Below are 20520 nucleotides of genomic sequence, written 5' to 3' on the forward strand. Positions count from 1 at the left end.
GCGATGGCGGACGCGCGCCTGCGTGCGAGGGCAGGATCATAAAAACGGCACGCGGCATCAAGTGCTGCGCCGGTGACGTTCAGACAAGCGGGCATGGTGATACTGGTGCGATCACGCAATTCCGCGCGCCGCAGGCAATGATACGGTGTCTGCGCGGCGGATCTGATCCGTCGAGGCCGGCGTCTACCAGGCCCAACCCATCCCCCCGCCCACTGGGGACGCCGGCCCCTCAGTCCTTGGAATTGCCGTAGAATTGCCGTCGCGGACCATGCGAGATCGAGCATGATCCTGCCCGGTGACCGGGCGCGGCGATGGGGCTCAGAACTTGTAGCTCAGATTGATGCCGACCGTATTCAGCTTCACATTCTGGTCGCGATCGAGAAAATCGTCCGGCGCATCAAAATGCTCCTTACTGAAATCATAGTAGCGATACTGCGCCCCGACGACGAACCTGTCGGTCAGCGCATAGTCGACGCCGGCCCCAACCGTCCAGCCTATGCTGGTTCGCGTGTTGTCGAACGAAGTACCGGCATCTTGGGAGGTTTCGATGCCGGCAAAGGCGACGCCGCCGATGCCGTAGATCAGGAACCGATCCATCGCATAGCCGGCCTTGGCATTGATGGAACCGAACCACTTGACATCCGTGCCGAGCAGATTTCCCGCACCCAGTTCTTCGGCGCCCTTTGCCGAGGAATAGTTAAGCTCTGCTTCGGCGCCGAGCACAGCCTCGTCGAATTGCCACAGACCGGCGACATGGCCACCGACGAAACCGCCGTCGAGGTCTGGCGAGGCGGCAAACGGCTCGCCCTCGGTTCCCGAGATGTCGGAACTGCCCCAGCCATAACCGCCTTGCAGGCCGGCATAGTAGCCGGTCCAGTCGAAACCGGGGGCGGTCATCGGCACATCGGCCACAGGTTCGGCTGCGAAAGCCGGTGCGGCCAGAGCGGCAAGAAAACCGACACTTGCAAGCATTAGGCGACGCATCGAACTGCCCGAACGAAGAGCTGGAAGATCCTGGCAGGCACGGTAACCCGATTTGCGGCAAAACGGAATCGCATTTCTGTGCGGCCGATTTACGCTCTCCGTCGGTCTTGGAACAATCGGGAGAAAGTGTGAGGCTGGTCAAAACCGTGGCGGCTTGGCACAGTCGGGCAAACAGGAGTCGCTTCATGGCGAACACGCCGTCGGGCAGCAAACCCAGACCATGGACTGAAATGGCAACGCATCTGGTCGATGTCGCCATGGGCAGGAAACCCGCCGATCTCGTCATCCGCAACGGGCGCTGGGTCAATGTTCACTCCGGCGAGATCGTAGCCGGCACCGACATCGCTATTGCCGGCGGCCGCTTCGCCTATTGCGGCCCGAATGCCGGCCATGCCATCGGGCAGGGCACCAAGGTGGTCGATGCCGGCGGGCGCTATCTGGTGCCCGGTCTTTGCGACGCGCACATGCATGTCGAGAGCGGCATGGTGACGGTGACCGAATTCTGCCGCGCGGTGATCCCGCACGGCACGACTTCGATGTTTATCGATCCGCACGAGATCGCCAATGTGCTCGGCCTGCCCGGCGTGCGGCTGATGCATGACGAGGCCGTCGCCATGCCGATCAACGTGCATGTCCAAATGCCGTCCTGCGTGCCCTCGGCCCCCGGGCTCGAACATGCCGGCGCCGAACTGACGGTCGCCGACGTCGCCGAGGCGATGGGCTGGGAAAACATCATCGGGCTGGGCGAGGTGATGAATTTCCCTGGCGTCGCCGCCAACGATCCTGTGATGTCGGGCGAGATCGCCGCGACCGTGAAAGCCGGCAAGACCGTCGGCGGGCACTATGCCTCGCGCGATCTCGGCTTGCCGTTCCATGGCTATGTCGCCGGCGGCCCGGAGGACGACCATGAGGGCACGCGCGCCGAAGATGCCATCGCCCGCGTGCGCCAGGGTATGAAGGCGATGCTTCGGCTGGGCTCGGCCTGGTACGACGTCGCCTCGCAGATCAAGGCGGTTACCGAGGGCGGCATCGATCCGCGCAATTTCATCCTGTGCACCGACGACAGCCATTCCGGCACCTTGGTTCACCAGGGGCATATGGACCGCGTGGTCCGCCACGCCATCAGCCAGGGCTTGAAACCGGTGACCGCGATCCAGATGGCGACGCTCAACACCGCTCAGCATTTCCGGCTGGAGCGCGAGATCGGATCGATCGCGCCGGGGCGGCTGGCTGACCTTTTGATCGTCTCGGATCTCGCCGAAATGACCATCGACGAGGTCTATGCGCGTGGCGTCAGGCTGGCCAAGGCCGGCAAGCTCGACATCGACATTCCGGTCTACGACTATCCCAAGGCGGCGAAGAACACCGTCAAGCTCGGCAAGAAGCTGAAGGCCCACGATTTCGACATCACGGCACCCAACGGCGCGAACGAAGTCCGGGTCCGGGTCATCGGGGTCATCGAAAATCAGGCACCGACGCGGGCGCTGGAAGCGGATCTCGCCGTCGAGGACGGGCTGGTCGCCATGGATCGCCGCAACGACGTCTGCCAGATCGCGCTGGTCGAGCGCCACAGGGGTACCGGCGGCGTCACCAATGCCTTTGTCTCCGGCTTCGGTTACATCGGCGATTGCGCGATGGCGTCGAGCGTGGCGCATGATGCCCACCACATCATCGTCGTCGGCACCAACAAGCGGGATATGGCGCTGGCGGTCAACCGACTGGGCGAGGTCGGTGGCGGCGTCGTGCTGTTTTCCAAGGGTAAGGAACTGGCACTGGTCGAAATGCCGATCGCCGGGCTGATGTCGGACGAGCGGGCCGAAATCGTCGCGGCCAAGGCCGACAAACTGACCGAGGCCATGCGCCAGATGGGCTGCTCGCTGAACAACGCCTACATGCAGCACTCGCTGCTGGCGCTGGTCGTCATTCCGGAGCTCAGGATTTCCGATGTCGGCCTGATCGACGTGACGACCTTCCAGAAGGTCGACCTCTTCGTATAAGAGCAGTTGCGGTCGCTTCGCTCATCCGCCGGTGGCGATCGTCAGCACCTTGAACGGCGTGGTGATGACGATCTCGGCAACCGAGCCGACGGCCTTGCCGAGGCCTTGGCCGAGATTGTTGAGCTGCACTGGAGGTTCGTCCGACGCCAGGCCGGCCGGGGCCCGCAGCCGGTCGCCGAGCAACTGAACCAGGATCGGATTGTCGGCGAATTTGGCGTGGTTCAGCCGGTCGCCACCCTTGGTCTGGCTGAGATCGACCACAGACACGCCATAGCTGGCCAGATCGGCCGCGTCGCCATAGTCGCCGACGCGGGGCTTGTCGCCCGAAATCAGGGAAGACAGTTTGAGCGCCCGGTCGTCCGCGGAAAGCAGGATGGCGAACGGTTTGTCCGGCTTGCCGTAGCGGATCATCTGTTTCTTGAACACGTCGACGTCGATGTCGGGCGAGGCCAGGATGACATAACCAAGCTTGCCGTCGAGATCGCGGTCGCCGGTGATGGCAAGCTGGCGCAGCGCCTCCATGGTCACCCATGTTCCCATCGAATGGGCGACGATGTCGATGCTCTTAGCCCGCGTCTTGGCCAGCATCCTGAGCGTTGCCTCAAGGTCGTCACGCGCCGCGTTGGCGCTCTCCTTGTCGTAGATGTAGCCCGTCGTCTTGCCGCTCGAAGCCCAGGAAAACAGCACCGGCGTGCCCGGATATTTCGTGTCGTGCGCGATCTGCGTCAGCCGGTAGATACCGTCGTCGAAACCATTGTTGAACCCGTGCACGAAAACCAGCGCACGGTCGCCGCGCATGGCGATGTCGGCACCGACCGCTTTGGCGAATTGCGGCGCATCCGCATAGAACGCGACATCCTTGGCGGTGAAATCCTTGGCTGGATTGCTGTTGGCAGACCCCCGGACACGCTCGATCATGCCGACCTTGTGACTTTTCGGCACGGTGACGTCGACCCGGGCGAAGCTGGTGGTCAAGGAGCGATCGCCGTCGAACACCTGCCGCGGGTCCTTGGTCGCCTTCTGGCGGGTGGTGGCGACGAATATCTCGTGGGTGGCCGCGATGTCGGACGCGGGTACGGCAACCGTCGTCCTGTTCAGCAGATCGTGCGTGTTTCGGCCGGCGCAGCCTGCGACCAGCAGCGTGAACGCAATGACGACGAAACTCTTCGAATGCACCGTCACACGCCGGCTCCCGCAAAGGAGGACGTCAAACGCGTGACGTCGCTGGATATTTCGATAAGGCCAGAGGCCGGCGCGGTCCAGTTCAAAGTTGGTCGACTCTGTCGCAAGGCCGAGCGGGCCACGCGAACCCGCGGCGATGCATCTATTGGCCGAGCAGGCTGATGCGGTCGGTCACGTCGCGGTCGCTGGCAAATCCATCGTCTTCGCGCAGCCGTTGGCCGATCATCTTCACCAGCGCGGGATTGTCGGCGAATTTCGTATGGTTGAAACTGTCCGCTCCCTTGATCTTGGAGAGGTCGACGACCGTTACGCCGTAGGATGCAAGGTCGGCGGCGTCCTTGTAGTCGCCGACGCGCGGCCGCGCGCCGGCAATCAGACCGGAGAGCCGGAGCGCGCGGTCATCATCGGACAACAACAGGATGAACGGCTTGTTGGGTTTGCCATAGCGGCGCATCTGGCTCTTGAACACGTCGACATCGATGTCGGGCGATGCGAGCACGACGTCGCCGAGCTTGCCGCCGAGATCACGGTCGCCGGTGATGGCGAGCTGGCGCAGCGTCTCCATGGTCACCCAGGTTCCCATCGAATGGGCGACGATATCGATGCGCCGCGCCCCGGTCTGCGCCAGCATACGCAACGTCACCTCGAGCTGGTCGCGCGCGGCGCTGGCGCTTTCCTTGTCGTAGACATAGTCGGTGGTCTTGGCGCCGGATGCCCAGGAAAACAGCACGGGTGTGCCGGGATAGCCGGAATCGTGGACGATCTGGGTCAGGCGGTAGACGGCGTCGTCGAAGCCGGTGTTGTAGCCATGGACGAAGACCATGACGCGGTCGCCGCGCGCCGCGATGTCAGCACTCAGCGCACTGGCGAATTTCGGCTGGGTGTCGTAGCCGACGACCTCGGAGGCCATGAAGTACTTGGCCGGATCGTTCGATTTGCCGCGCGAGCGGCGTTCGATCTGCCCGGTCTGGTGGATGCCGGGCACGGTGACGTTGACGCGGGCGTAGTTCAGCGTGGCCGATCGCTCGCCGTCGAAGACCTTGTTCGGATCGTCGGATTTCTTGCGCGTGGTGGCGATGAAGATGCTGTGATTGCCGGCGATCTCGGTCACCGGCGCTGCCACGATGGCGCTGCCGAGCAGCTCTTGAGTCTGCTGTCCCGCGCAACCCGCGACAAGCAAGGCTAGGCCAATGGCAAAAATCGTCTTCAACGGCACGTCTGAAATTCCACTCCGGCCCGAAAGGCCAATCGCCTCCGCGAAGTCTCCCCCGACAGCGCAAGTGCGGCGGAAGTAAGTCGTGCCCAGCCGAAAAGCGGTCGGCGTCTCGCGACCGCCGCCGCAGTGTTGCACGAAAGCCAGACTGGCATCAGGGCGGGCCCTTTCGGGGCTTGGCACCCGCATGAATTTCAAGAATTACATTAACGATCGCCTCCAACTGACAGCAAATGTGTCACTAAATGCCGACCGCTTGGGAACATGAGTGACGGGGCAATGGTTTCACGGGGTCGCCTGTGCAATAGACGGAATCGGGTTGCTCGGCGGCAAGGCTCGCGACAAACGGTCGTTCCGCGGCCAATCGATGATAGACGTTCCCAAACGACATGCGTTCAAGGTGGCTTTCCGATGACCAGCTTCTCTTCCCGTGTTGCCACCGCTGCTTCCGCGATCCGCCGGATCTTTCCGGAAACGCCGCTGCAGGAGAACGACTATCTGTCGAAGAAGACCGGCGCGCGGGTGCTTTTGAAGCGCGAGGACCTGAGCCCGGTGCGCTCCTACAAGATCCGCGGCGCCTTCAACTTCTTCCGCAAGGCCCTGGGCGAGGGCAACCAGGCCGAACTGTTCGTCTGCGCTTCCGCAGGCAACCATGCGCAGGGTTTTGCATTCGTCTGCCGCCATTTCGGCAAAAAGGGCGTTGTATTCATGCCGGTGACGACGCCGCAGCAGAAGATCGACAAGACGCGGCTGTTCGGCGGCGACTTCGTCGAGATCAGGCTCGTCGGCGATTTCTTCGACGATTGCTATCGCGCCGCCATCGAATTCACCGAAAGCGCCGGCGCTCATATGGTGCCGCCCTTCGACCACAAGGACATCATCGAGGGACAGGCGACGGTCGCCTATGAGATCGCCCACCAGATGCCCGGCGCGGGCATGCCCGACATCGTCATGCTGCCGGTCGGCGGCGGAGGTCTGGCCGCAGGGGTGACGCACTACTTCGCCGATCAGGGGCGTGAGGCGCGCTTCGTCTTTTGCGAACCGGCAGGGGCGCCAAGCCTGCGCGAGAGCCTTGCGGCGGGAAAACGGCTCAAACTCGCCAAGGTTGATAATTTCGTCGACGGCGCGGCGGTCGCCGAAATCGGCCGTGAGCCCCTGCGGCACCTCAAGGACTTCGCCGCCGACACGGTGCGGTTGATCCCGGAAAACCGGCTCTGCGCGACCATGATTGAGATGCTCAATGTCGAGGGCGTGGTGCTGGAGCCGGCCGGCGCGCTGGCTATCGATGCGCTGAAGGATTTTTCCAGGAAGGAAATCCGCGGCAAGACCATCGTGGCCGTGGTTTCGGGCGGCAATTTCGATTTCGAACGGCTGCCGGACGTCAAGGAACGGGCACTGCGCTTCGAGGGCCTGAAGAAATACTTCATCATCCGCTTTCCGCAGCGGCCGGGCGCGCTGCGCGACTTCCTTGAAATGCTGGGGCCGGACGACGACATCGCCCGGTTCGAATATCTGAAGAAGTCGGCACGCAATTTCGGCTCGGTTCTGATCGGCATCGAAACCAAGGATCGCCGCAATTTCGACCTGCTGAAATCGAATTTCGAGGCCGAAGGCGTCCAGTATCAGGATATCACCGACAACGAGACATTGGCCGGGTTCATCATATGAGCAGAAACGTCTTCATCGCCCTGTTTTCAGGCATCAATGTCGGCGGCAACCGCATCGTCAGGATGGCCGAGTTGCGGGCGTTCTTGGAGGATCTCGGGTTTTGCGATGTCGCTACCTACGTGCAGAGCGGCAATGCGGTGTTCCGGGCCAAGGAAGGTGACGCCGCCACGCTGACCAAACAGATCGAAGCGGCTTTCGAGGAGAAATGGGGTTTTCATTCGCGCATCATGGTGCGCGATCTCGGCTGGGTCGAACGGCTGGTCAGGGAAAATCCCTATCCGGAGATTGCCGAGGAGCCGACAAAGCTGCACGCGTATGCGCTGGAGCGCGCGCCTACCGCCGAGGAGGCGGCGCGGCTGGCCGAAAAATGTACGGGTCCGGAGCGGTTCGAGATCAAGGGCGACGTGCTTTACCTGCATGCACCCGGCGGACTGGGCAAATCGGTGTTTGCCAATCTGATCCCACGCGTACTGAAGGTACCTGGCACTGCGCGCAACTGGCGCTCGGTGCTGGCGCTGCTGGAGATGGCCGGCAAGCCCGGCGGCGGCTGATTAATGCCTGCCGTAATACGCAGACAAGAGCCTACGCCGCCTCGGCGCGTTTCCAGTCGAACGTCAGCTCCTCGCGAAACGCAAAGCGTTTGATGTGGTCGGCGACGACGCTTTCGAGGCGTTCGATAGAGCCGGGGTCGTCGCTCGATACGGTGATGTGCAGCGCAGCTCCATCGGCATCCATGATGGTGCGGCCGAGCGAAAGGTCGATGGCGCCATGGTTGGGATCGAATTCCACGGGGAATTTGTGCGCCCAATGTTTGCACAATTGCTGCAGATAACGGCTTGCATGTGCGGTGGTGACATCGGCATGGCTGATCGTCATGAAGGGATCTCCGAGGGTGAAACGCACGAAACGGCGGCCGCTTTCGAAGCGGGCGCTATCGCCGGATAGATAGGCGCAAGCTCGCCCGCCGCCATAGGCCGGCTGCCGACCGCTCTAAAAGGTGATCGATCACCAGCTTCCGGTATTCGGCATCGACGCCCACGGTTCGGCCTTTGCCCTCGCCGGACCTTTCTGCAGAAGTTCGATCGAGATTCCGTCCGGCGACTTGACGAAAGCCATGTTGCCGTCGCGCGGCGGCCGGTTGATGGTGACACCGCTGTCCATCAGCCGCTGGCAGGTGGCGTATATGTCGTCGACTTCATAGGCGAGGTGGCCGAAATTGCGGCCCCCCTTGTAGTCTTCCGGGTCCCAATTGTAGGTGAGCTCGACCAGCGGTGCTTTCTCGTCGATGCCGCTTTGCTCGTCTTCCGGCGCGGCCAGGAAGATCAGCGTATAGCGGCCCTGCTCGTTCTCGTAGCGGCGCACTTCCTTCAGGCCGAGCTTGTTGCAGTAGAAATCGAGCGAAGCATCGATGTCGGCGACGCGAACCATGGTGTGCAGATAGCGCATGTGATTTCCTCGACTTGTTGGGTTGCGGCGCAACATAGGGGTGGGCCGTCCAAAGGGCAAATCCCAGGCGGCTGCCGGCGCCGCCAAAGAACAAATCCGGTATTCGCATAATGAACCGTGAAAAAAGGCACGTCAGGTCTTGCACTCACCGGAAGCCGCAGTGTTAATCTGGTGTCAAGAATCAGTTGCGGTGTTCTTGAAAAAAGGGGGCATTCTTATGGGGGAAAAAGCCTCTTTGACGGGGCGGTCCGAAACCCCTGGCGACGCCATGAAGCGCGAGGAAGGCGGCGATGCCGTCGATCTGACCGAAATATCCGGCGCCATCAAGTGGTTCGATGTAGCCAAGGGCTATGGCTTCATCCTCCCGGATGACGGCGTTTCAGGCGACATCCTCCTCCATGTGACATGCCTTAGACGGGATGGTTTCCAGACTGCTCTGGAGGGAGCGCGCGTTGTCTGCCTCGTCAAGCAGGGCGAGCGCGGATTGCAGGCTTTCCGGGTTCTCTCGATGGATGTCACCACAGCGGTCCATCCCGCGGAAATGCAGGAACAGCGCACCCATGTCTCGGTGACACCCGAAAGCGGGCTGGAACGTGCCTTGGTGAAGTGGTTCAACCGCACCAAGGGGTTTGGTTTCCTGACCCGGGGCGAGGGCACCGAGGACATCTTCGTCCATATGGAAACCTTGCGTCGCTACGGCATCACCGAGCTTCGGCCGGGGCAGGTCGTGCTTGTCCGCTTCGGGCGCGGCGACAAAGGCCTTATGGCTGCCGAAATCCACCCCGATATGGGAACCTTGCCGGTCGCGCATTAGGGCGGTTGCCGAGGATTTTCGCATGACACATAGGAACTGGCTGACGGCGGGCGCAATGTGCGTCCTGGCTGCCGTCATCGTCGCCGCGGGCGCCTATTTCTATTTGCCTGCACCGACGGCGGCCGACAGCCGGGTGATGACCCTGCCGGTGGACCCGACGCCGCTGGTCGTGGCGACGAAAGGCGGAGATCGCTCCTTTTCCATCGAAATCGCCGACACCGATGCTGAACGCGAGGCCGGCTTGATGTATCGCCAGGACATGGCGGACGATCACGGCATGTTGTTCGTCTTCGACATGCAGCAGCAGGTCAACTTCTGGATGCAGAACACGCCGATGCCGCTTGACCTGGTTTTTATCGGCCAGGATGGCAAGATCCGGGCGGTCAAGCACGGCGAGCCGCAATCCCAGGCGCTGATTTCGCCCGGCGTGCCGGTGCGCTTCGTGCTTGAGCTCAAGGCGGGCACCGCCGCCAGGAACGGTATCGATTATGGCGACCTGGTGCGCCATCCGGCCGTTGGCACCATATCAGGCCCCGAGGTGCCGCCATCGGACAATGGCGATGCGCCGAACGGCGGTGGCGGTTGAGGACGCGGGCAGTATAGCCGATGCAGTTTTTTTCCCATGACGGGTTCGATATCGCCTTCCTCGACCGCCAGCCGGAATCGGGCCGGGGCGATCCTGTGCTGATGATCCATGGCTTTGCCTCCAGCCATTACGTCAACTGGGTTTCGCCCGGCTGGTTCAAGACGCTGAACGATGACGGCTACCGCGCCATTGCGCTGGACAATCGCGGCCACGGCTCGTCATCGAAAAGCTACGAAGAGGCAGATTACACCCCGGCCCGGATGGCCTCGGACGCGGCTGCTTTGCTCGATCATCTCGGCATCGGGCGCGCCCATGTCATGGGCTATTCGATGGGCGCGAGGATAGCGGCATTCCTGGCGCTGTCGGATCCCGACAAGGTGGCGACGCTGGTCTTCGGCGGTCTCGGCATCGGCATGATCGACGGCGTCGGCGATTGGGATCCGATCGCGGCAGCCCTTCTTGCCGACGATCCGGCCAAGACCACTCATCCCCGCGGCCGTTCGTTTCGCGCCTTCGCCGACCAGACTCGCAGCGACCGCCGGGCGCTCGCGGCCTGCATCGCCACCTCTCGCGAGTTGCTGAGCGAGGATGAAATTGCCCGGATCGCCCAGCCGACGCTGATCGCCGTCGGCACCACCGATGACATTGGCGGCTCGCCCGACGAACTTGCCGCACTGATGCCCAACGCCAAGGCTTTCCACATCGAAGGCCGTGACCATATGCTGGCCGTCGGCGACAAGACCTTCAAGCGGCGTGTGCTGGAATTCTACGCCGAAAATCCGCTTTGACCCGGCGTAAGAGCCCGATAAACCGAAAGGCACAAGCCCGATATCACGCCGGTTTTTGCAGCGCTTCGAGCGACCGGGTGAGATTCAGCCTAGCCTGCTGCTCGAAGCGCCGGCGGAATTCCTCGCTGTGGAAGATGTGCGGGCGTGTCAGGAAGCTGTTCAGCACCGCGCCACGTCCGGCCCGCCATATCGGCTCCTCCACCCATTGATATTCGGCGCGGATCGCGCGCTCATAGGCATCGAATGCATCCGGCGCTGCGCCGAGGATCGACAGGTCCATGTCCAGGAAAAGAGCGGCGTCACGCACCGCGGCCGTGTCTTCGAAGTCCGGCAACTGGTGTGTTGCGGTGGCAAGGATCATGGCGCAGATGCAGCCGAGGCGCTGGGCGTCGATGCGGCCCGCGAGCTTTTTTTCCGCGAGCGCTGCGCTTTGCGCCTCGTTGTCCTTGGCCCGGCTGTCATAGACGGCGTCGTGGAACCAGATCGCCGCCTCGACGGCCTCGGGATCGCCGAGCAGCTTCTGGTACTCGCCGGCGAGCGCCAGCATCGCCTCGATATGGGCAAGGTTGTGGTAGTGGCGATCCTGTCCCTTATAGTGGGCGGAAAGCTCGCGTTTGAGGGCATTGTCGAGCAAGAGTTCATTTTCCATGGCGGCTTGAATTCCCGCGAACCAAATCCATTTGACAGAGCACTAAGGAAAATTGAGTTCAATCGTGCTATGATCTGGCTTATATGTGCGGCCCGATATTAGGCAAGGCGGCAGGACGACGTCGATGAACAGCATCAGCATTTCCCGACACAGCGCGTTGCAGCCGGTCGATCCGATCTGGCGCTCGATCCGTGACGAAGCGATGGACGCGGTCAATCGCGACCCGCTGCTCGCCGCCTTCCTCTATTCGACCATCCTCAACCAGGAGAGCCTGGAGGAGGCGGTCATCCACCGGCTGGCCGAGCGGTTGGCGCACCAGGACATAGGTTCCGATCTCATCCGCCAGACCTTCAAGTCGATGCTGGCCGACGACAAGGATTGGCCGACCACCGTGCGTGTCGATATCCAGGCCTATTACGACCGCGATCCGGCCTGCGACCGCTTCATCATGCCGGTGCTCTACTTCAAGGGATTTCACGCCATCCAGACCCACAGGCTGGCGCATTGGCTGTGGAACCAGGGGCGCAAGGATTTCGCGCTCTATCTGCAAAGCCGTTCGTCCTCGGTTTTCCAGACCGATATCAATCCGGCGGCCCGCATCGGCAAGGGCATCTTCATCGACCACGCCACCGGCCTGGTCGTCGGCGAGACAGCGGTCATCGAGGACGACGTGTCGATCCTGCACGGTGTCACGCTCGGCGGCACCGGCAAGGCCGGCGGAGACCGTCACCCCAAGATTCGTCGTGGCGTCTTGATCGGTGCCGGCGCCAAGATTCTCGGCAACATCGAAATCGGCCATTGCTCCAAGATCGCCGCCGGTTCGGTGGTGCTGTCGCCGGTGCCGCATAACAAGACGGTCGCAGGCGTGCCGGCTCGCGTCGTCGGCGAGACCGGCTGCGACCAGCCGTCGCGCCAGATGGACCAGCTTCTGCCGTCGCAGACGATGGACCAGGTCGTCAGCTTCGACATCTAATTTTACTGAGGGCGTCGGGGAGTTTCGCACTGCTCGCGTCGACGGGTCCGATTGCCGTGCAATACGGCGAGCTTGCCTTTACATGGCCATCGTCGACGTGTCAGAAGCGCCGTTCAAACGAGCAAGCCCGATGATCGGAGAAGACTGTTGAAGCCTGACGAAATCAGAAAGCTGGACGCCTATTTCAAGCGCGTCTTCCAGAATCCCAAGCTCGAGGTCAAGGCACGGCCGCGCAAGGAGGATTCGGCCGAAGTCTATGTCGGCGACGAATTCCTCGGCATCGTCTTCAAGGACGAGGATGACGGCGACTACAATTTCTCGATGGCGATCCTCGACATCGATCTGGGCTGATCCTTGCATCCCATGGCGATGCCGGACGCAAACGCGACCGGCCTTTCCCGTCAACGTCCGGCCTTTAGGACACGCCCGGCCTCGGCGGTGATTGCCGCGTCAAGCGCCTGCCAATCCCCCAGAAATTCCTTCGGGAAGCGATAGGTGAGGCTGAGATCCTCGCCGACATGGATGTCGCGCTCGCAAGGCGCCAGCGATTGTTCGGCTGCCGGCCCACTCAGGCAGCGGGCCACGAACGGGTCCTTGCCGGGCCGGTTGCCGACAACGAGCACCTCGTTGAGGTAACCTGATTTCGCGTTGAAACCGTAAATCGTCGTGCCGCCCGGACCTGCCGTGCCGGGCTGCACGATCAACGCGCTGTAGATCGGCCCGAAACGTCCGCTCATGTCGCGAGACATCATCTGCTGTTCGAAGGACAGGAAGACGATGCTTTTGGCTGGCCCCGTGTGATTGAAATCGCCGCGGGCAGCTTCGCTGTAGCCATCCATCTGGGGATAGCGCAGGTAGAGGTCGAGCCGCGAGGCGATGCCGTCGCGCCGCGCCTGTTCGAAACGGATAAAGTTGGCAGGCACGGCGATGACATTGTTGCCGATCACCACCTTGCGCATCGTCGCATCATCCGTGTAGCCGGCCATGGCGATCGAATGGCCGAACCATTTGCCGCCCAGGCTGATTGCGACCGACAGCAGGGCGAGTGCTGCGAAGGCGTAGAACACCCGCTTCATCAGCGTGGAATCGACCACGGTGAATTGGGGGTCGTCGGCGATCGCTGCCTGCTTCATCTCTGTCCCCGGATTCCTGTCCCGTGACGGCACGCATCGCACGGCACGGCTCTTGCAGTCCTTCCAGCGACTGTGCGATTTCATGGTAAACGGAAGGTAAAGATGGGCCCGGTTGAGCTAACTGCGTTCGCTTTTCTTGTCGGGTTGACGGCTTGCGGGCTGGTCGGATCGGCGATGGAGTTGGTTGCCGGGCGCAAGGTCGCGTTCACCGAGCCTTATGTGTCCTCCGCGCACGTACTGCGTTCGCTCGCCGCCACGGCGTGCGCCGGGCCGTTCATGCTGGTCAACGATGCCTTGGACGCCCGCCGCGAGGGTCGCATTTCGTCGGTGGCGCTGATTTCCTGTGGCTGCACGGCGGTCGCCTGGACGCTGGCGCTCGGCATCGTTCTTGTGGCCGTTGCGTGTTGGGAGGTGTCAACCTAGGGTCGTTCGACTTCCAGGCTTGAGACGAATCGGAGACCAGAAATGCCGCTTTATGCGATCGATGGCACCGAACCGAACTTCGCGGATGCGGGCTCAAACTGGATCGCGCCCGATGCGACGCTGATCGGCGACATCAGCATCGGCCGCAATGCCGGCTTCTGGTTCGGCGTCGTCATCCGCGGCGACAATGAACCTGTCGTGATCGGCGCCGACACCAACGTGCAGGAGCACACGGTCATGCACACCGATCCCGGCTTCCCGCTGACCATTGGCGAAGGCTGCACGATCGGCCACCGCGCCATGCTGCATGGCTGCACCATCGGCGATAACAGCCTGATCGGCATGGGCGCAATCGTGCTCAACGGCGCCAGGATCGGCAAGAATTCGCTGGTCGGCGCCGGCGCGCTGGTCACCGAAGGCAAGGAATTCCCGGACAATTCGCTGATCGTCGGCTCGCCGGCCAAGGCGATCAGGGTCCTGGACGAGGCTGCGATTGCAAGGTTGCGGGCCTCGGCCGCGCACTATGTCGCCAACGGCAGGCGCTTCAAGGCGGGTTTGGAGAAGGTCTAGGCCTCCGCCAGAAATGGCGGAGCCGGCCCGGGGACGGGGCCGGCTCCTTAGACCCGGTCGTTGGGACGGGGAGGGTGGGGACTCGACCGGGTTTCTCCTTAGGCGCATCGCGTTGATGCGTAGCGCCTGGTCTCTGGTTCACGCGTGCCGGATCGACGCCTTCAGCGGACGCTGGCGACCGCGTCGGCGCGGCCGTCGTTGATCGTCACCCAGACGCCGGAATTGGTATCCGACTGTCGCTTGAGGTAGGTGTAGTCGGTGTCCGTCCAGGACAGGACCTTGGTTTCCAGATTGTCGAGGATGAATTCGCCGAGGCTGGTGCGCACGGTCAGCACCGCGTGGCCGTCACCGTTCGGCTGGCGCGCGACCGTCATCAACAGGTTGCCGGCCGGAACGCCGGCGTCCATCAGCTCGCGGCGCTTTTCCAGCGCGTAGTCCTCGCAATCGCCATAGCCATTGTCGGGATAGGCCCAATATTCCTCGACGCCGTTGTTTTCCATGTCGGTGCGCGGCTTGACGCGGGTATTGACCGAATTGTTGATGCTGAGGATCGTCGCCCACAGCTTGCGGGTCAGTTCGACCGGCGCCCCCTTGGGTGTCCGCTCGCTGCATTCGCCCGGTATGCGCTGGCAGAATTCATAGTGTCCGACAGGCTGTGTGGTGCGGCCGCCGGTGTGCATATAGGCCGGTCCCGCGGCATATGCTGATCCCCAAGCGGAAAGCTGCATCGCCATTGCCATCAGCAACAGCTTGCCTCTCGTTTTCTTCATTGTTTTTGTCTCCCCGTTCGAGGGAGACATTGCCACAGGTGGATTTATTCGACGCAAAAGCGCGCAGTAGATATTGAGTAAAACGTCCCTAGAATAGGTATCAAATTTGAAACTTTTGAGTGGTCAATCGTTGTCGTAAAATACAAAAAACCGGCCGCGCGGCCGGTTTTGATCTGGACGCTGTTGGGCCTTGTCAGGCGCGCGGCGTGTTGAATTCCGAATCGAGCGTCTCAGGCCGCTGGATAACGGCGAATTCGATGGCGACGCCATCCTCGAAATGCCGCACGATCTGTCCGCGCATGGTGCCGAGCATGACCTGGACGCCGATCGCCGGCTTGACATCGATCTCGATCGCGGCGCCGGAGAGCGACAGGTCGATGATGCGGCACTGGTACTGACGCCCGTCGGTGAGCTGCAGGATGCTGGTCGGGTTGCGGGGGGCGACGCGCTCGTGGCGGCGGTCTTCCGGCAGATCTAGCTCGTGCTTGTTGGCGAGCCACGTCAATTGCGCGGCGAGCTTGTCCTTCTTGCGGTCCGACGCAATCACCGTCATTGCGAAACCGTCCTGCAAGGTGCGGGTGACGACGCCTTCTATGCGGCCGATATGGTCGACATAGGCGATGACCTTTTCACCGGGCATGCCGATGCGGTCCGTGCGAAACGCGACGTTACCCGGCGACATATCGACGACCTGGCAAGGATGTTCGGTGCGGTCTTCCAGCATGAAGCGCCCGTATATCTTGACCCGGACGCGCTGAAAGTTACGTCTCTCAGCTTGGGACGGCGCGTAGTCGACCGCCGCTGACCTCATGACTGCCTACACCCCGTTTGGCATCCCCGCGCGCCGATGCCAGGGACTTCATCCCAGAACTACAGCAAAGCGGGTTAACAAAGGGGAAAAACGGGCAGGCGGGGCTGTAGGATCGTCAACTATTCCTCGCGCCCGCCATCGAAGACGACGAGGTGGCGGATGCGGCGCGCTCGGCCGAGCGCGGAGATGGTTTCGGGCGCCTCCAGTTCGGCGGGAACAAGCGAGGGAACGTCGATCGCCGGCCGGCTCGCCAGCAACTCTTTTTCGGGATCGATGACACGGATCGAATCGATCAACGCGTCCGTGAGCGGGTCGGCGCCCAGCCAGAACGGCTTCTCCACAGCGCTGATCACGCCAAGGCAACGCGGGTTTTCGACGCCGCCATCCAGCGGCAAGGCAAGCAGTTCGAACTTGTTGGAACGGCCGTTGCGGCTGAAGCCCTCGAACATGATCAGCACGACGGATTTCTGGTCGAACACGCCATGGATCAGCTTCGAGACCAGCCGCTGGTCCTTCTCGCGCCACAGCGAGGGAAAGGAGAACCCCTTGAGTTCGCGGCCATAGGAGGCGCAGAGCCTTGTGCCGGCCAGCCGGAACACCGCTTGCCCACGCGTGTCCCTTTCCAGGATGAAGGTGTCGGCCAGCAGCGACTTGATATCGGCCGGCTCCACTTCCGAGCGCTTCGGGGCTGGGCGTCCATCACGCAAGCGGTTCCAATACTGGAACAGCGTGATCGATCCGTTCTGGTTCATGCTAAGCAGCTCCGCGCATTCTGTCGTCTGATGTCCCATCGGTGAACAGAAGGGCGCCCTCCGATGACCTACATGCGTTGCGGAGCAGGAAGCGTGCCAGCGTCGTTAACACTTGTTCACGGGTCGGGGCCGTTAAGGTTAACAAGTGGTTTACGTTGCGCCCGGTCGAGCCGCGTGGCACACAAAAACCACTCCAGAAGCGGTCGTTTCGCGACGATCGGCAGCACTTCAGTCAAGAGTTCGGGGGAACAGGGGACTCGACAGCCGTTCAAGGGAAACCTTGGACGGCTTTCTTTTGATTCGGCACTTTTGATTCGCGCTCGGCGATTCGCCCTTTGTGGTCCGGCGGGCAGTGGTCTAGATGCTCGCAACAACGAATCCTGGACCGAGTGCTAGTGCGCATGAGTGAACCTGTAAGCCCACCGGAAATAGAACAGGCGGATCGCGAGCCCGAGCCGCGTCGCGAGCCGATCTTCAACCTGCCGCCGATCGTGCTGGCGGTGATCGCCATTTGCGTGGCCATCTACCTGTTGCAGCAATACGTGCTGAGTGATGCTCAGCAAATGACACTGCTTTACGATGGGGCCTTCATCCCTGTCCTCTACACCGGCCAATACGGCTTCGACTGGTTCCTGTTCACGCGGCCCTTCACCTATGCCTTCATGCATGGTGGATTTGCGCATATCGCCATCAATATGGTCTGGCTCGCTGCCTTTGGCTCGCCGTTGGCCAATCGGCTCGGAGCGTTCTGGTTCGCGTTGTTCTTCGCCGCGACGGGACTGGCTTCAGTGGCGCTTTTCTGGGCCATGCATCCATATGGCGAAGCGCCGCTGGTCGGGGCTTCCGGTGCGATATCGGGCATGATGGGAGCGGCGGCACGCTTTGGCTTCCGTACGGATCGTTCGGCGGGCAAAGCCGCTTTCGCCGGCCCCGTGCTGCCGATCGCAATGGTGCTGCGCTCGCGTGGCGTGATGATCTTCCTTGCCGTTTGGATGATGATCAATCTTGTCACCGGCCTTGTCGGCTTCGCCCCCGGCGTCGACAGCCAGATCGCCTGGGAGGCTCATATTGGCGGCTTTGTCGCCGGCTTCTTCGGCTTGCGCTGGTTCGACAGGCGTTGGCAGCCGCTCGATTGGGAGACGACCGACCACCGCACTTGAAATGCAACCGATCGCGGCGCACGATGTTCACTCTTACGTGAAAGCCGGTCAGGGCAGGAACCGGTTGGCAAAGTAGAGGAGGACGCCATGACGGTTAAGGCCATTCTCGAGCAAAAAGGCCACGACGTGTTGACGCTCGGGCCGAACGAAAAACTGAGCGAAGCCATCCGCATCCTTGCCGAACACAGGATCGGGGCGTTGGTCATCACCAATGGAGACCGCAAGATCGTCGGCATCCTGTCCGAGCGCGACATCGTGCGCGTCGTCGCCAGGGAAGGCGCTGCCGCGCTCGACATAGCCGTTCGTTCCGCGATGACGCCGAAAGTGAAGATCTGCAACGAGAATCACACCGTCAACGAGGTGATGGAGATCATGACCCGGGGCCGCTTCCGCCATCTTCCGGTGGAAAAGGACGGCATGCTCGACGGCATCGTTTCGATCGGCGACGTGGTCAAGCGTCGTATCGAGGATGTCGAGCGCGAGGCTGAGGAAATCCGCGCCTATATTGCTACCGCCTGAGCGGCAAGCAACCGCCGGCCGCGCAAACGGCCGGCGGGCGATAGTTACCTGTTGTCGAGTTCGGAGCGGACGAGTTGGAGCCCGCGCCGCGTGATGCGGTAGGGGCCGCCGCCCGACGACGAAACCGCCTTCTTGCGCTTCAGCTTCCGAAACAGGTCGAGATCGACGTCGGGGTAGTGCCAGCCGTCGCGGGTCAGGCATTTGACGGAGGCGATCCGTTTCTTCTCACTTTTTTCGATCTCAATGCGTCCGCCCTGCGCGAGCAGGTGCAGAACGCGTTGTTCAATACGCGAAATATCCATGGGAGAGTTTCCGGGAAAACAACAAAAGCCGCCGCCGCGAAGCTTCGCGGCGCGGGGTTTCAGGTTTTCTGCCCTGCCTCGCTATGAGGTCAGGGCCTTACCGGGACTGAGCGTAAGTGGACATCCACTCTCCATTGGGATGGATGGCCTATAGGCGAAAGCGGCGGAAAAGGCCAGCGGGCGGCTTTACGCTTGTCTCGGGAGGCGGTTTGCACTAGCGAAGTTGCAAATCAGGATGTGCAAAACGCACGTTTCCATCGTTCTACTACGCAGGCCACCATGAGCATCATCGATACCCGCACGCCCGACGCGAAACGCCTGATCCCCGGCGCCACCGGCGACTGGGAAATCATCATCGGGCTCGAGGTCCATGCGCAGGTGACATCGGAAGCAAAACTGTTTTCCGGCGCTTCGACGTCGTTCGGTGCCGCCCCCAACGCCAATGTCAGCCTGGTCGATGCCGCAATGCCCGGCATGCTGCCCGTCATCAACGAGGAATGCGTCAAGCAGGCGATCCGGACCGGCCTCGGGCTAAAGGCGCAGATCAACCACAAGTCCGTCTTCGACCGGAAGAACTACTTCTACCCGGACCTGCCGCAGGGCTACCAGATTTCGCAGTTCAAGCAGCCGATCGTCGGCGAGGGCACGGTGATCGTCTCCGTAGGGCCCGACCGCCAGGGCGAGTTCGAGGACATCGAGGTCGGCATCGAGCGCCTGCATCTGGAGCAGGATGCCGGCAAATCGATGCACGACCAGCATCCGACCATGTCCTATGTCGATCTCAACCGCTCCGGCGTGGCGCTGATGGAAATCGTGTCGAAACCGGACATGCGTTCGGCCGACGAAGCCAAGGCCTATGTTACCAAGCTGCGCACCATCGTTCGCTATCTCGGCACCTGCGACGGCAACATGGACGAAGGCTCCATGCGCGCCGACGTCAATGTTTCGGTGCGCCGGCCGGGCGGCGAATTCGGCACGCGCTGCGAGATCAAGAACGTCAATTCGATCCGCTTCATCGGCCAGGCGATCGATTTCGAGGCGCGCCGGCAGATCGCCATCATCGAGGATGGCGGCACGATCGACCAGGAAACGCGGCTGTTCGACGCCGTCAAGGGCGAAACCCGTTCGATGCGCACCAAGGAAGAGGCGCACGACTACCGCTATTTTCCCGATCCCGATCTGTTGCCGCTGGAGTTCGACCAGGCCTATGTCGAAGCGCTGGCCAAGGAGTTGCCGGAACTGCCCGACGACAAGAAGGCGCGATTGATCTCTTCGCTCGGCCTCTCGACTTACGATGCTTCGATCCTGGTGTCGGAAAAGCCGATCGCCGACTATTTCGAGAAGGTGGCCGCCGGCCGCGACGGCAAGCTCGCGGCCAATTGGGTCATCAACGACCTGCTCGGACAATTGAACAAAGCTGGCAAGGACATTGAAAACGCTCCGGTTTCGCCAGACCAGCTCGGCGCTATCATCGACCTGATCAAGGATGGCACCATCTCCGGCAAGATTGCCAAGGACCTGTTCGAGATCGTCTGGAACGAGGGCGGCGACCCGCGCCAACTGGTCGAGAGCCGCGGCATGAAACAGGTTACCGACACCGGCGCTATCGAAAAAGCGGTGGACGAGGTGATCGCCGCCAACCCGGACAAGGTCGAGCAGGCGCGCGCCAAGCCGACCATGGCCGGCTGGTTCGTCGGCCAGGTGATGAAGGCGACCGGCGGCAAGGCCAACCCGCAGGCCGTCAATGACCTGGTCAAGGCCAAGCTGGGCATCGAGTAAC

Annotated in this window: 24 protein-coding genes; 13 read left to right on the plus strand and 11 right to left on the minus strand. The window is 62.0% G+C overall.

The features are described from left to right. Positions 1 to 318: 318 nt before the first annotated feature. Positions 319 to 984: an outer membrane protein gene (locus tag FJ428_RS24895; protein WP_140517657.1), complete on the minus strand. Its 666-nt coding sequence runs from the start codon at positions 982 to 984 to the stop codon at positions 319 to 321. Between the two features lie 185 nt (positions 985 to 1169). On the opposite strand from FJ428_RS24895, the gene ade reads away from it, so the two are divergent. Further along, the gene (gene ade / locus FJ428_RS24900; protein WP_140493720.1) at positions 1170 to 2981 is read left to right on the plus strand and encodes an adenine deaminase; all 1812 of its coding nucleotides are present in this window, start codon (positions 1170 to 1172) and stop codon (positions 2979 to 2981) included. Positions 2982 to 3002: 21 nt separating this feature from the next. Here the strand turns inward: ade and FJ428_RS24905 are convergent, their stop codons facing one another. Together FJ428_RS24905 and FJ428_RS24910 are read right to left on the minus strand one after the other, a co-directional pair. Continuing rightward, on the minus strand, positions 3003 to 4163 hold the full coding sequence (locus FJ428_RS24905; protein WP_140584166.1) for an alpha/beta hydrolase: 1161 nt from the start codon (positions 4161 to 4163) through the stop codon (positions 3003 to 3005). Between the two features lie 142 nt (positions 4164 to 4305). Continuing rightward, positions 4306 to 5379, minus strand: coding sequence for an alpha/beta hydrolase (locus FJ428_RS24910; RefSeq protein ID WP_140637954.1), 1074 nt, complete (start codon positions 5377 to 5379; stop codon positions 4306 to 4308). A 408-nt stretch (positions 5380 to 5787) separates the two neighbouring features. Between FJ428_RS24910 and ilvA the strand changes: the two genes are divergently transcribed. Further along, positions 5788 to 7044: a threonine ammonia-lyase IlvA gene (gene ilvA, locus FJ428_RS24915; RefSeq protein WP_140558502.1), complete on the plus strand. Its 1257-nt coding sequence runs from the start codon at positions 5788 to 5790 to the stop codon at positions 7042 to 7044. Beyond that, positions 7041 to 7595 carry a DUF1697 domain-containing protein gene (locus tag FJ428_RS24920; RefSeq protein WP_140880419.1) on the plus strand — a complete coding sequence of 185 codons (555 nt, stop codon included), beginning with the start codon at positions 7041 to 7043 and terminating at the stop codon, positions 7593 to 7595. The genes ilvA and FJ428_RS24920 overlap by 4 nt, the downstream gene beginning before the upstream one ends. 31 nt (positions 7596 to 7626) lie before the next feature. Here the strand turns inward: FJ428_RS24920 and FJ428_RS24925 are convergent, their stop codons facing one another. Continuing rightward, positions 7627 to 7920, minus strand: a complete 294-nt coding sequence (locus FJ428_RS24925) for a DUF2218 domain-containing protein (RefSeq protein ID WP_140522099.1) — start codon at positions 7918 to 7920, stop codon at positions 7627 to 7629. A 129-nt stretch (positions 7921 to 8049) separates the two neighbouring features. Next, complete coding sequence (gene gloA, locus FJ428_RS24930) at positions 8050 to 8490, minus strand: lactoylglutathione lyase (protein ID WP_140880420.1); 441 nt, start codon at positions 8488 to 8490, stop codon at positions 8050 to 8052. A 268-nt stretch (positions 8491 to 8758) separates the two neighbouring features. Here gloA and FJ428_RS24935 point away from each other — a divergent pair, with 268 nt between their 5' ends. The 3 genes from FJ428_RS24935 to FJ428_RS24945 are packed head-to-tail and all read left to right on the plus strand — an operon-like array spanning position 8759 to position 10678. After that, entirely contained in the window at positions 8759 to 9304 is a 546-nt protein-coding gene (locus FJ428_RS24935) for a cold-shock protein (protein ID WP_181167391.1), read from the plus strand. A gap of 22 nt (positions 9305 to 9326) precedes the next feature. Beyond that, positions 9327 to 9890 carry a DUF192 domain-containing protein gene (locus tag FJ428_RS24940; RefSeq protein WP_140522103.1) on the plus strand — a complete coding sequence of 188 codons (564 nt, stop codon included), beginning with the start codon at positions 9327 to 9329 and terminating at the stop codon, positions 9888 to 9890. A 20-nt stretch (positions 9891 to 9910) separates the two neighbouring features. Next, a complete protein-coding gene (locus FJ428_RS24945; RefSeq protein ID WP_140558495.1) occupies positions 9911 to 10678 on the plus strand; it encodes an alpha/beta hydrolase in 768 nt (255 codons plus the stop codon). Positions 10679 to 10721: 43 nt separating this feature from the next. On the opposite strand, the gene FJ428_RS24950 is transcribed toward FJ428_RS24945, so the two are convergent. Continuing rightward, positions 10722 to 11327: a hypothetical protein gene (locus FJ428_RS24950; protein WP_140558493.1), complete on the minus strand. Its 606-nt coding sequence runs from the start codon at positions 11325 to 11327 to the stop codon at positions 10722 to 10724. A gap of 124 nt (positions 11328 to 11451) precedes the next feature. On the opposite strand from FJ428_RS24950, the gene cysE reads away from it, so the two are divergent. Together cysE and FJ428_RS24960 are read left to right on the plus strand one after the other, a co-directional pair. Beyond that, complete coding sequence (cysE, locus tag FJ428_RS24955; protein ID WP_140493699.1) at positions 11452 to 12300, plus strand: serine O-acetyltransferase; 849 nt, start codon at positions 11452 to 11454, stop codon at positions 12298 to 12300. A gap of 147 nt (positions 12301 to 12447) precedes the next feature. Further along, positions 12448 to 12651 (plus strand): DUF3126 family protein, encoded by a 204-nt coding sequence (locus tag FJ428_RS24960; protein ID WP_019857879.1) that lies wholly within the window; start codon positions 12448 to 12450, stop codon positions 12649 to 12651. A gap of 50 nt (positions 12652 to 12701) precedes the next feature. Here FJ428_RS24960 and FJ428_RS24965 read toward each other — a convergent pair whose 3' ends face one another. Continuing rightward, positions 12702 to 13433: a hypothetical protein gene (locus FJ428_RS24965; protein ID WP_140880421.1), complete on the minus strand. Its 732-nt coding sequence runs from the start codon at positions 13431 to 13433 to the stop codon at positions 12702 to 12704. A 102-nt stretch (positions 13434 to 13535) separates the two neighbouring features. Here FJ428_RS24965 and FJ428_RS24970 point away from each other — a divergent pair, with 102 nt between their 5' ends. Together FJ428_RS24970 and FJ428_RS24975 are read left to right on the plus strand one after the other, a co-directional pair. Beyond that, on the plus strand, positions 13536 to 13856 hold the full coding sequence (locus tag FJ428_RS24970) for a hypothetical protein (protein ID WP_140522113.1): 321 nt from the start codon (positions 13536 to 13538) through the stop codon (positions 13854 to 13856). Between the two features lie 42 nt (positions 13857 to 13898). Next, positions 13899 to 14426 (plus strand): gamma carbonic anhydrase family protein, encoded by a 528-nt coding sequence (locus tag FJ428_RS24975; protein ID WP_140493693.1) that lies wholly within the window; start codon positions 13899 to 13901, stop codon positions 14424 to 14426. A 161-nt stretch (positions 14427 to 14587) separates the two neighbouring features. On the opposite strand, the gene FJ428_RS24980 is transcribed toward FJ428_RS24975, so the two are convergent. From FJ428_RS24980 to FJ428_RS24990, 3 genes are all read right to left on the minus strand, one after another. After that, complete coding sequence (locus FJ428_RS24980; protein ID WP_140517647.1) at positions 14588 to 15196, minus strand: transglutaminase-like cysteine peptidase; 609 nt, start codon at positions 15194 to 15196, stop codon at positions 14588 to 14590. Between the two features lie 193 nt (positions 15197 to 15389). Beyond that, a complete protein-coding gene (locus FJ428_RS24985; protein ID WP_140493689.1) occupies positions 15390 to 16007 on the minus strand; it encodes a PilZ domain-containing protein in 618 nt (205 codons plus the stop codon). Between the two features lie 119 nt (positions 16008 to 16126). After that, a complete protein-coding gene (locus FJ428_RS24990) occupies positions 16127 to 16759 on the minus strand; it encodes a PAS domain-containing protein (RefSeq protein ID WP_140493687.1) in 633 nt (210 codons plus the stop codon). Positions 16760 to 17160: 401 nt separating this feature from the next. Between FJ428_RS24990 and FJ428_RS24995 the strand changes: the two genes are divergently transcribed. After that, positions 17161 to 17919 carry a rhomboid family intramembrane serine protease gene (locus FJ428_RS24995; protein ID WP_140522115.1) on the plus strand — a complete coding sequence of 253 codons (759 nt, stop codon included), beginning with the start codon at positions 17161 to 17163 and terminating at the stop codon, positions 17917 to 17919. Positions 17920 to 18006: 87 nt separating this feature from the next. Further along, the gene (locus FJ428_RS25000) at positions 18007 to 18438 is read left to right on the plus strand and encodes a CBS domain-containing protein (RefSeq protein WP_140493682.1); all 432 of its coding nucleotides are present in this window, start codon (positions 18007 to 18009) and stop codon (positions 18436 to 18438) included. Positions 18439 to 18482: 44 nt separating this feature from the next. Here FJ428_RS25000 and FJ428_RS25005 read toward each other — a convergent pair whose 3' ends face one another. Continuing rightward, the gene (locus FJ428_RS25005; protein ID WP_140561018.1) at positions 18483 to 18740 is read right to left on the minus strand and encodes a YjhX family toxin; all 258 of its coding nucleotides are present in this window, start codon (positions 18738 to 18740) and stop codon (positions 18483 to 18485) included. A gap of 279 nt (positions 18741 to 19019) precedes the next feature. On the opposite strand from FJ428_RS25005, the gene gatB reads away from it, so the two are divergent. Beyond that, complete coding sequence (gene gatB / locus FJ428_RS25015) at positions 19020 to 20519, plus strand: Asp-tRNA(Asn)/Glu-tRNA(Gln) amidotransferase subunit GatB (protein ID WP_140493678.1); 1500 nt, start codon at positions 19020 to 19022, stop codon at positions 20517 to 20519. Position 20520: the final 1 nt, after the last annotated feature.

This window comes from Mesorhizobium sp. B2-8-1, from assembly GCF_006440955.1.
GTDB lineage: Bacteria > Pseudomonadota > Alphaproteobacteria > Rhizobiales > Rhizobiaceae > Mesorhizobium.

Excerpts from the sequence above, each read along its gene's own strand:
- FJ428_RS25000 (WP_140493682.1), top strand. The coding sequence starts at position 18,007 with ATGACGGTTAAGGCCATTCTCGAGCAAAAAGGCCACGACGTGTTGACG.
- FJ428_RS24935 (WP_181167391.1), top strand. The coding sequence starts at position 8,759 with ATGAAGCGCGAGGAAGGCGGCGATGCCGTCGATCTGACCGAAATATCC.
- FJ428_RS24985 (WP_140493689.1), bottom strand. The coding sequence starts at position 16,007 with ATGAGGTCAGCGGCGGTCGACTACGCGCCGTCCCAAGCTGAGAGACGT.
- FJ428_RS24895 (WP_140517657.1), bottom strand. The coding sequence starts at position 984 with ATGCGTCGCCTAATGCTTGCAAGTGTCGGTTTTCTTGCCGCTCTGGCC.
- FJ428_RS24970 (WP_140522113.1), top strand. The coding sequence starts at position 13,536 with ATGGGCCCGGTTGAGCTAACTGCGTTCGCTTTTCTTGTCGGGTTGACG.
- FJ428_RS24920 (WP_140880419.1), top strand. The coding sequence starts at position 7,041 with ATGAGCAGAAACGTCTTCATCGCCCTGTTTTCAGGCATCAATGTCGGC.
- cysE (WP_140493699.1), top strand. The coding sequence starts at position 11,452 with ATGAACAGCATCAGCATTTCCCGACACAGCGCGTTGCAGCCGGTCGAT.
- FJ428_RS24925 (WP_140522099.1), bottom strand. The coding sequence starts at position 7,920 with ATGACGATCAGCCATGCCGATGTCACCACCGCACATGCAAGCCGTTAT.
- FJ428_RS24940 (WP_140522103.1), top strand. The coding sequence starts at position 9,327 with ATGACACATAGGAACTGGCTGACGGCGGGCGCAATGTGCGTCCTGGCT.
- FJ428_RS24965 (WP_140880421.1), bottom strand. The coding sequence starts at position 13,433 with ATGAAGCAGGCAGCGATCGCCGACGACCCCCAATTCACCGTGGTCGAT.
- FJ428_RS24980 (WP_140517647.1), bottom strand. The coding sequence starts at position 15,196 with ATGAAGAAAACGAGAGGCAAGCTGTTGCTGATGGCAATGGCGATGCAG.
- ilvA (WP_140558502.1), top strand. The coding sequence starts at position 5,788 with ATGACCAGCTTCTCTTCCCGTGTTGCCACCGCTGCTTCCGCGATCCGC.
- ade (WP_140493720.1), top strand. The coding sequence starts at position 1,170 with ATGGCGAACACGCCGTCGGGCAGCAAACCCAGACCATGGACTGAAATG.
- gatB (WP_140493678.1), top strand. The coding sequence starts at position 19,020 with ATGAGCATCATCGATACCCGCACGCCCGACGCGAAACGCCTGATCCCC.
- FJ428_RS25005 (WP_140561018.1), bottom strand. The coding sequence starts at position 18,740 with ATGGATATTTCGCGTATTGAACAACGCGTTCTGCACCTGCTCGCGCAG.
- FJ428_RS24990 (WP_140493687.1), bottom strand. The coding sequence starts at position 16,759 with ATGAACCAGAACGGATCGATCACGCTGTTCCAGTATTGGAACCGCTTG.
- FJ428_RS24945 (WP_140558495.1), top strand. The coding sequence starts at position 9,911 with ATGCAGTTTTTTTCCCATGACGGGTTCGATATCGCCTTCCTCGACCGC.
- FJ428_RS24950 (WP_140558493.1), bottom strand. The coding sequence starts at position 11,327 with ATGGAAAATGAACTCTTGCTCGACAATGCCCTCAAACGCGAGCTTTCC.
- FJ428_RS24995 (WP_140522115.1), top strand. The coding sequence starts at position 17,161 with ATGAGTGAACCTGTAAGCCCACCGGAAATAGAACAGGCGGATCGCGAG.
- FJ428_RS24975 (WP_140493693.1), top strand. The coding sequence starts at position 13,899 with ATGCCGCTTTATGCGATCGATGGCACCGAACCGAACTTCGCGGATGCG.
- gloA (WP_140880420.1), bottom strand. The coding sequence starts at position 8,490 with ATGCGCTATCTGCACACCATGGTTCGCGTCGCCGACATCGATGCTTCG.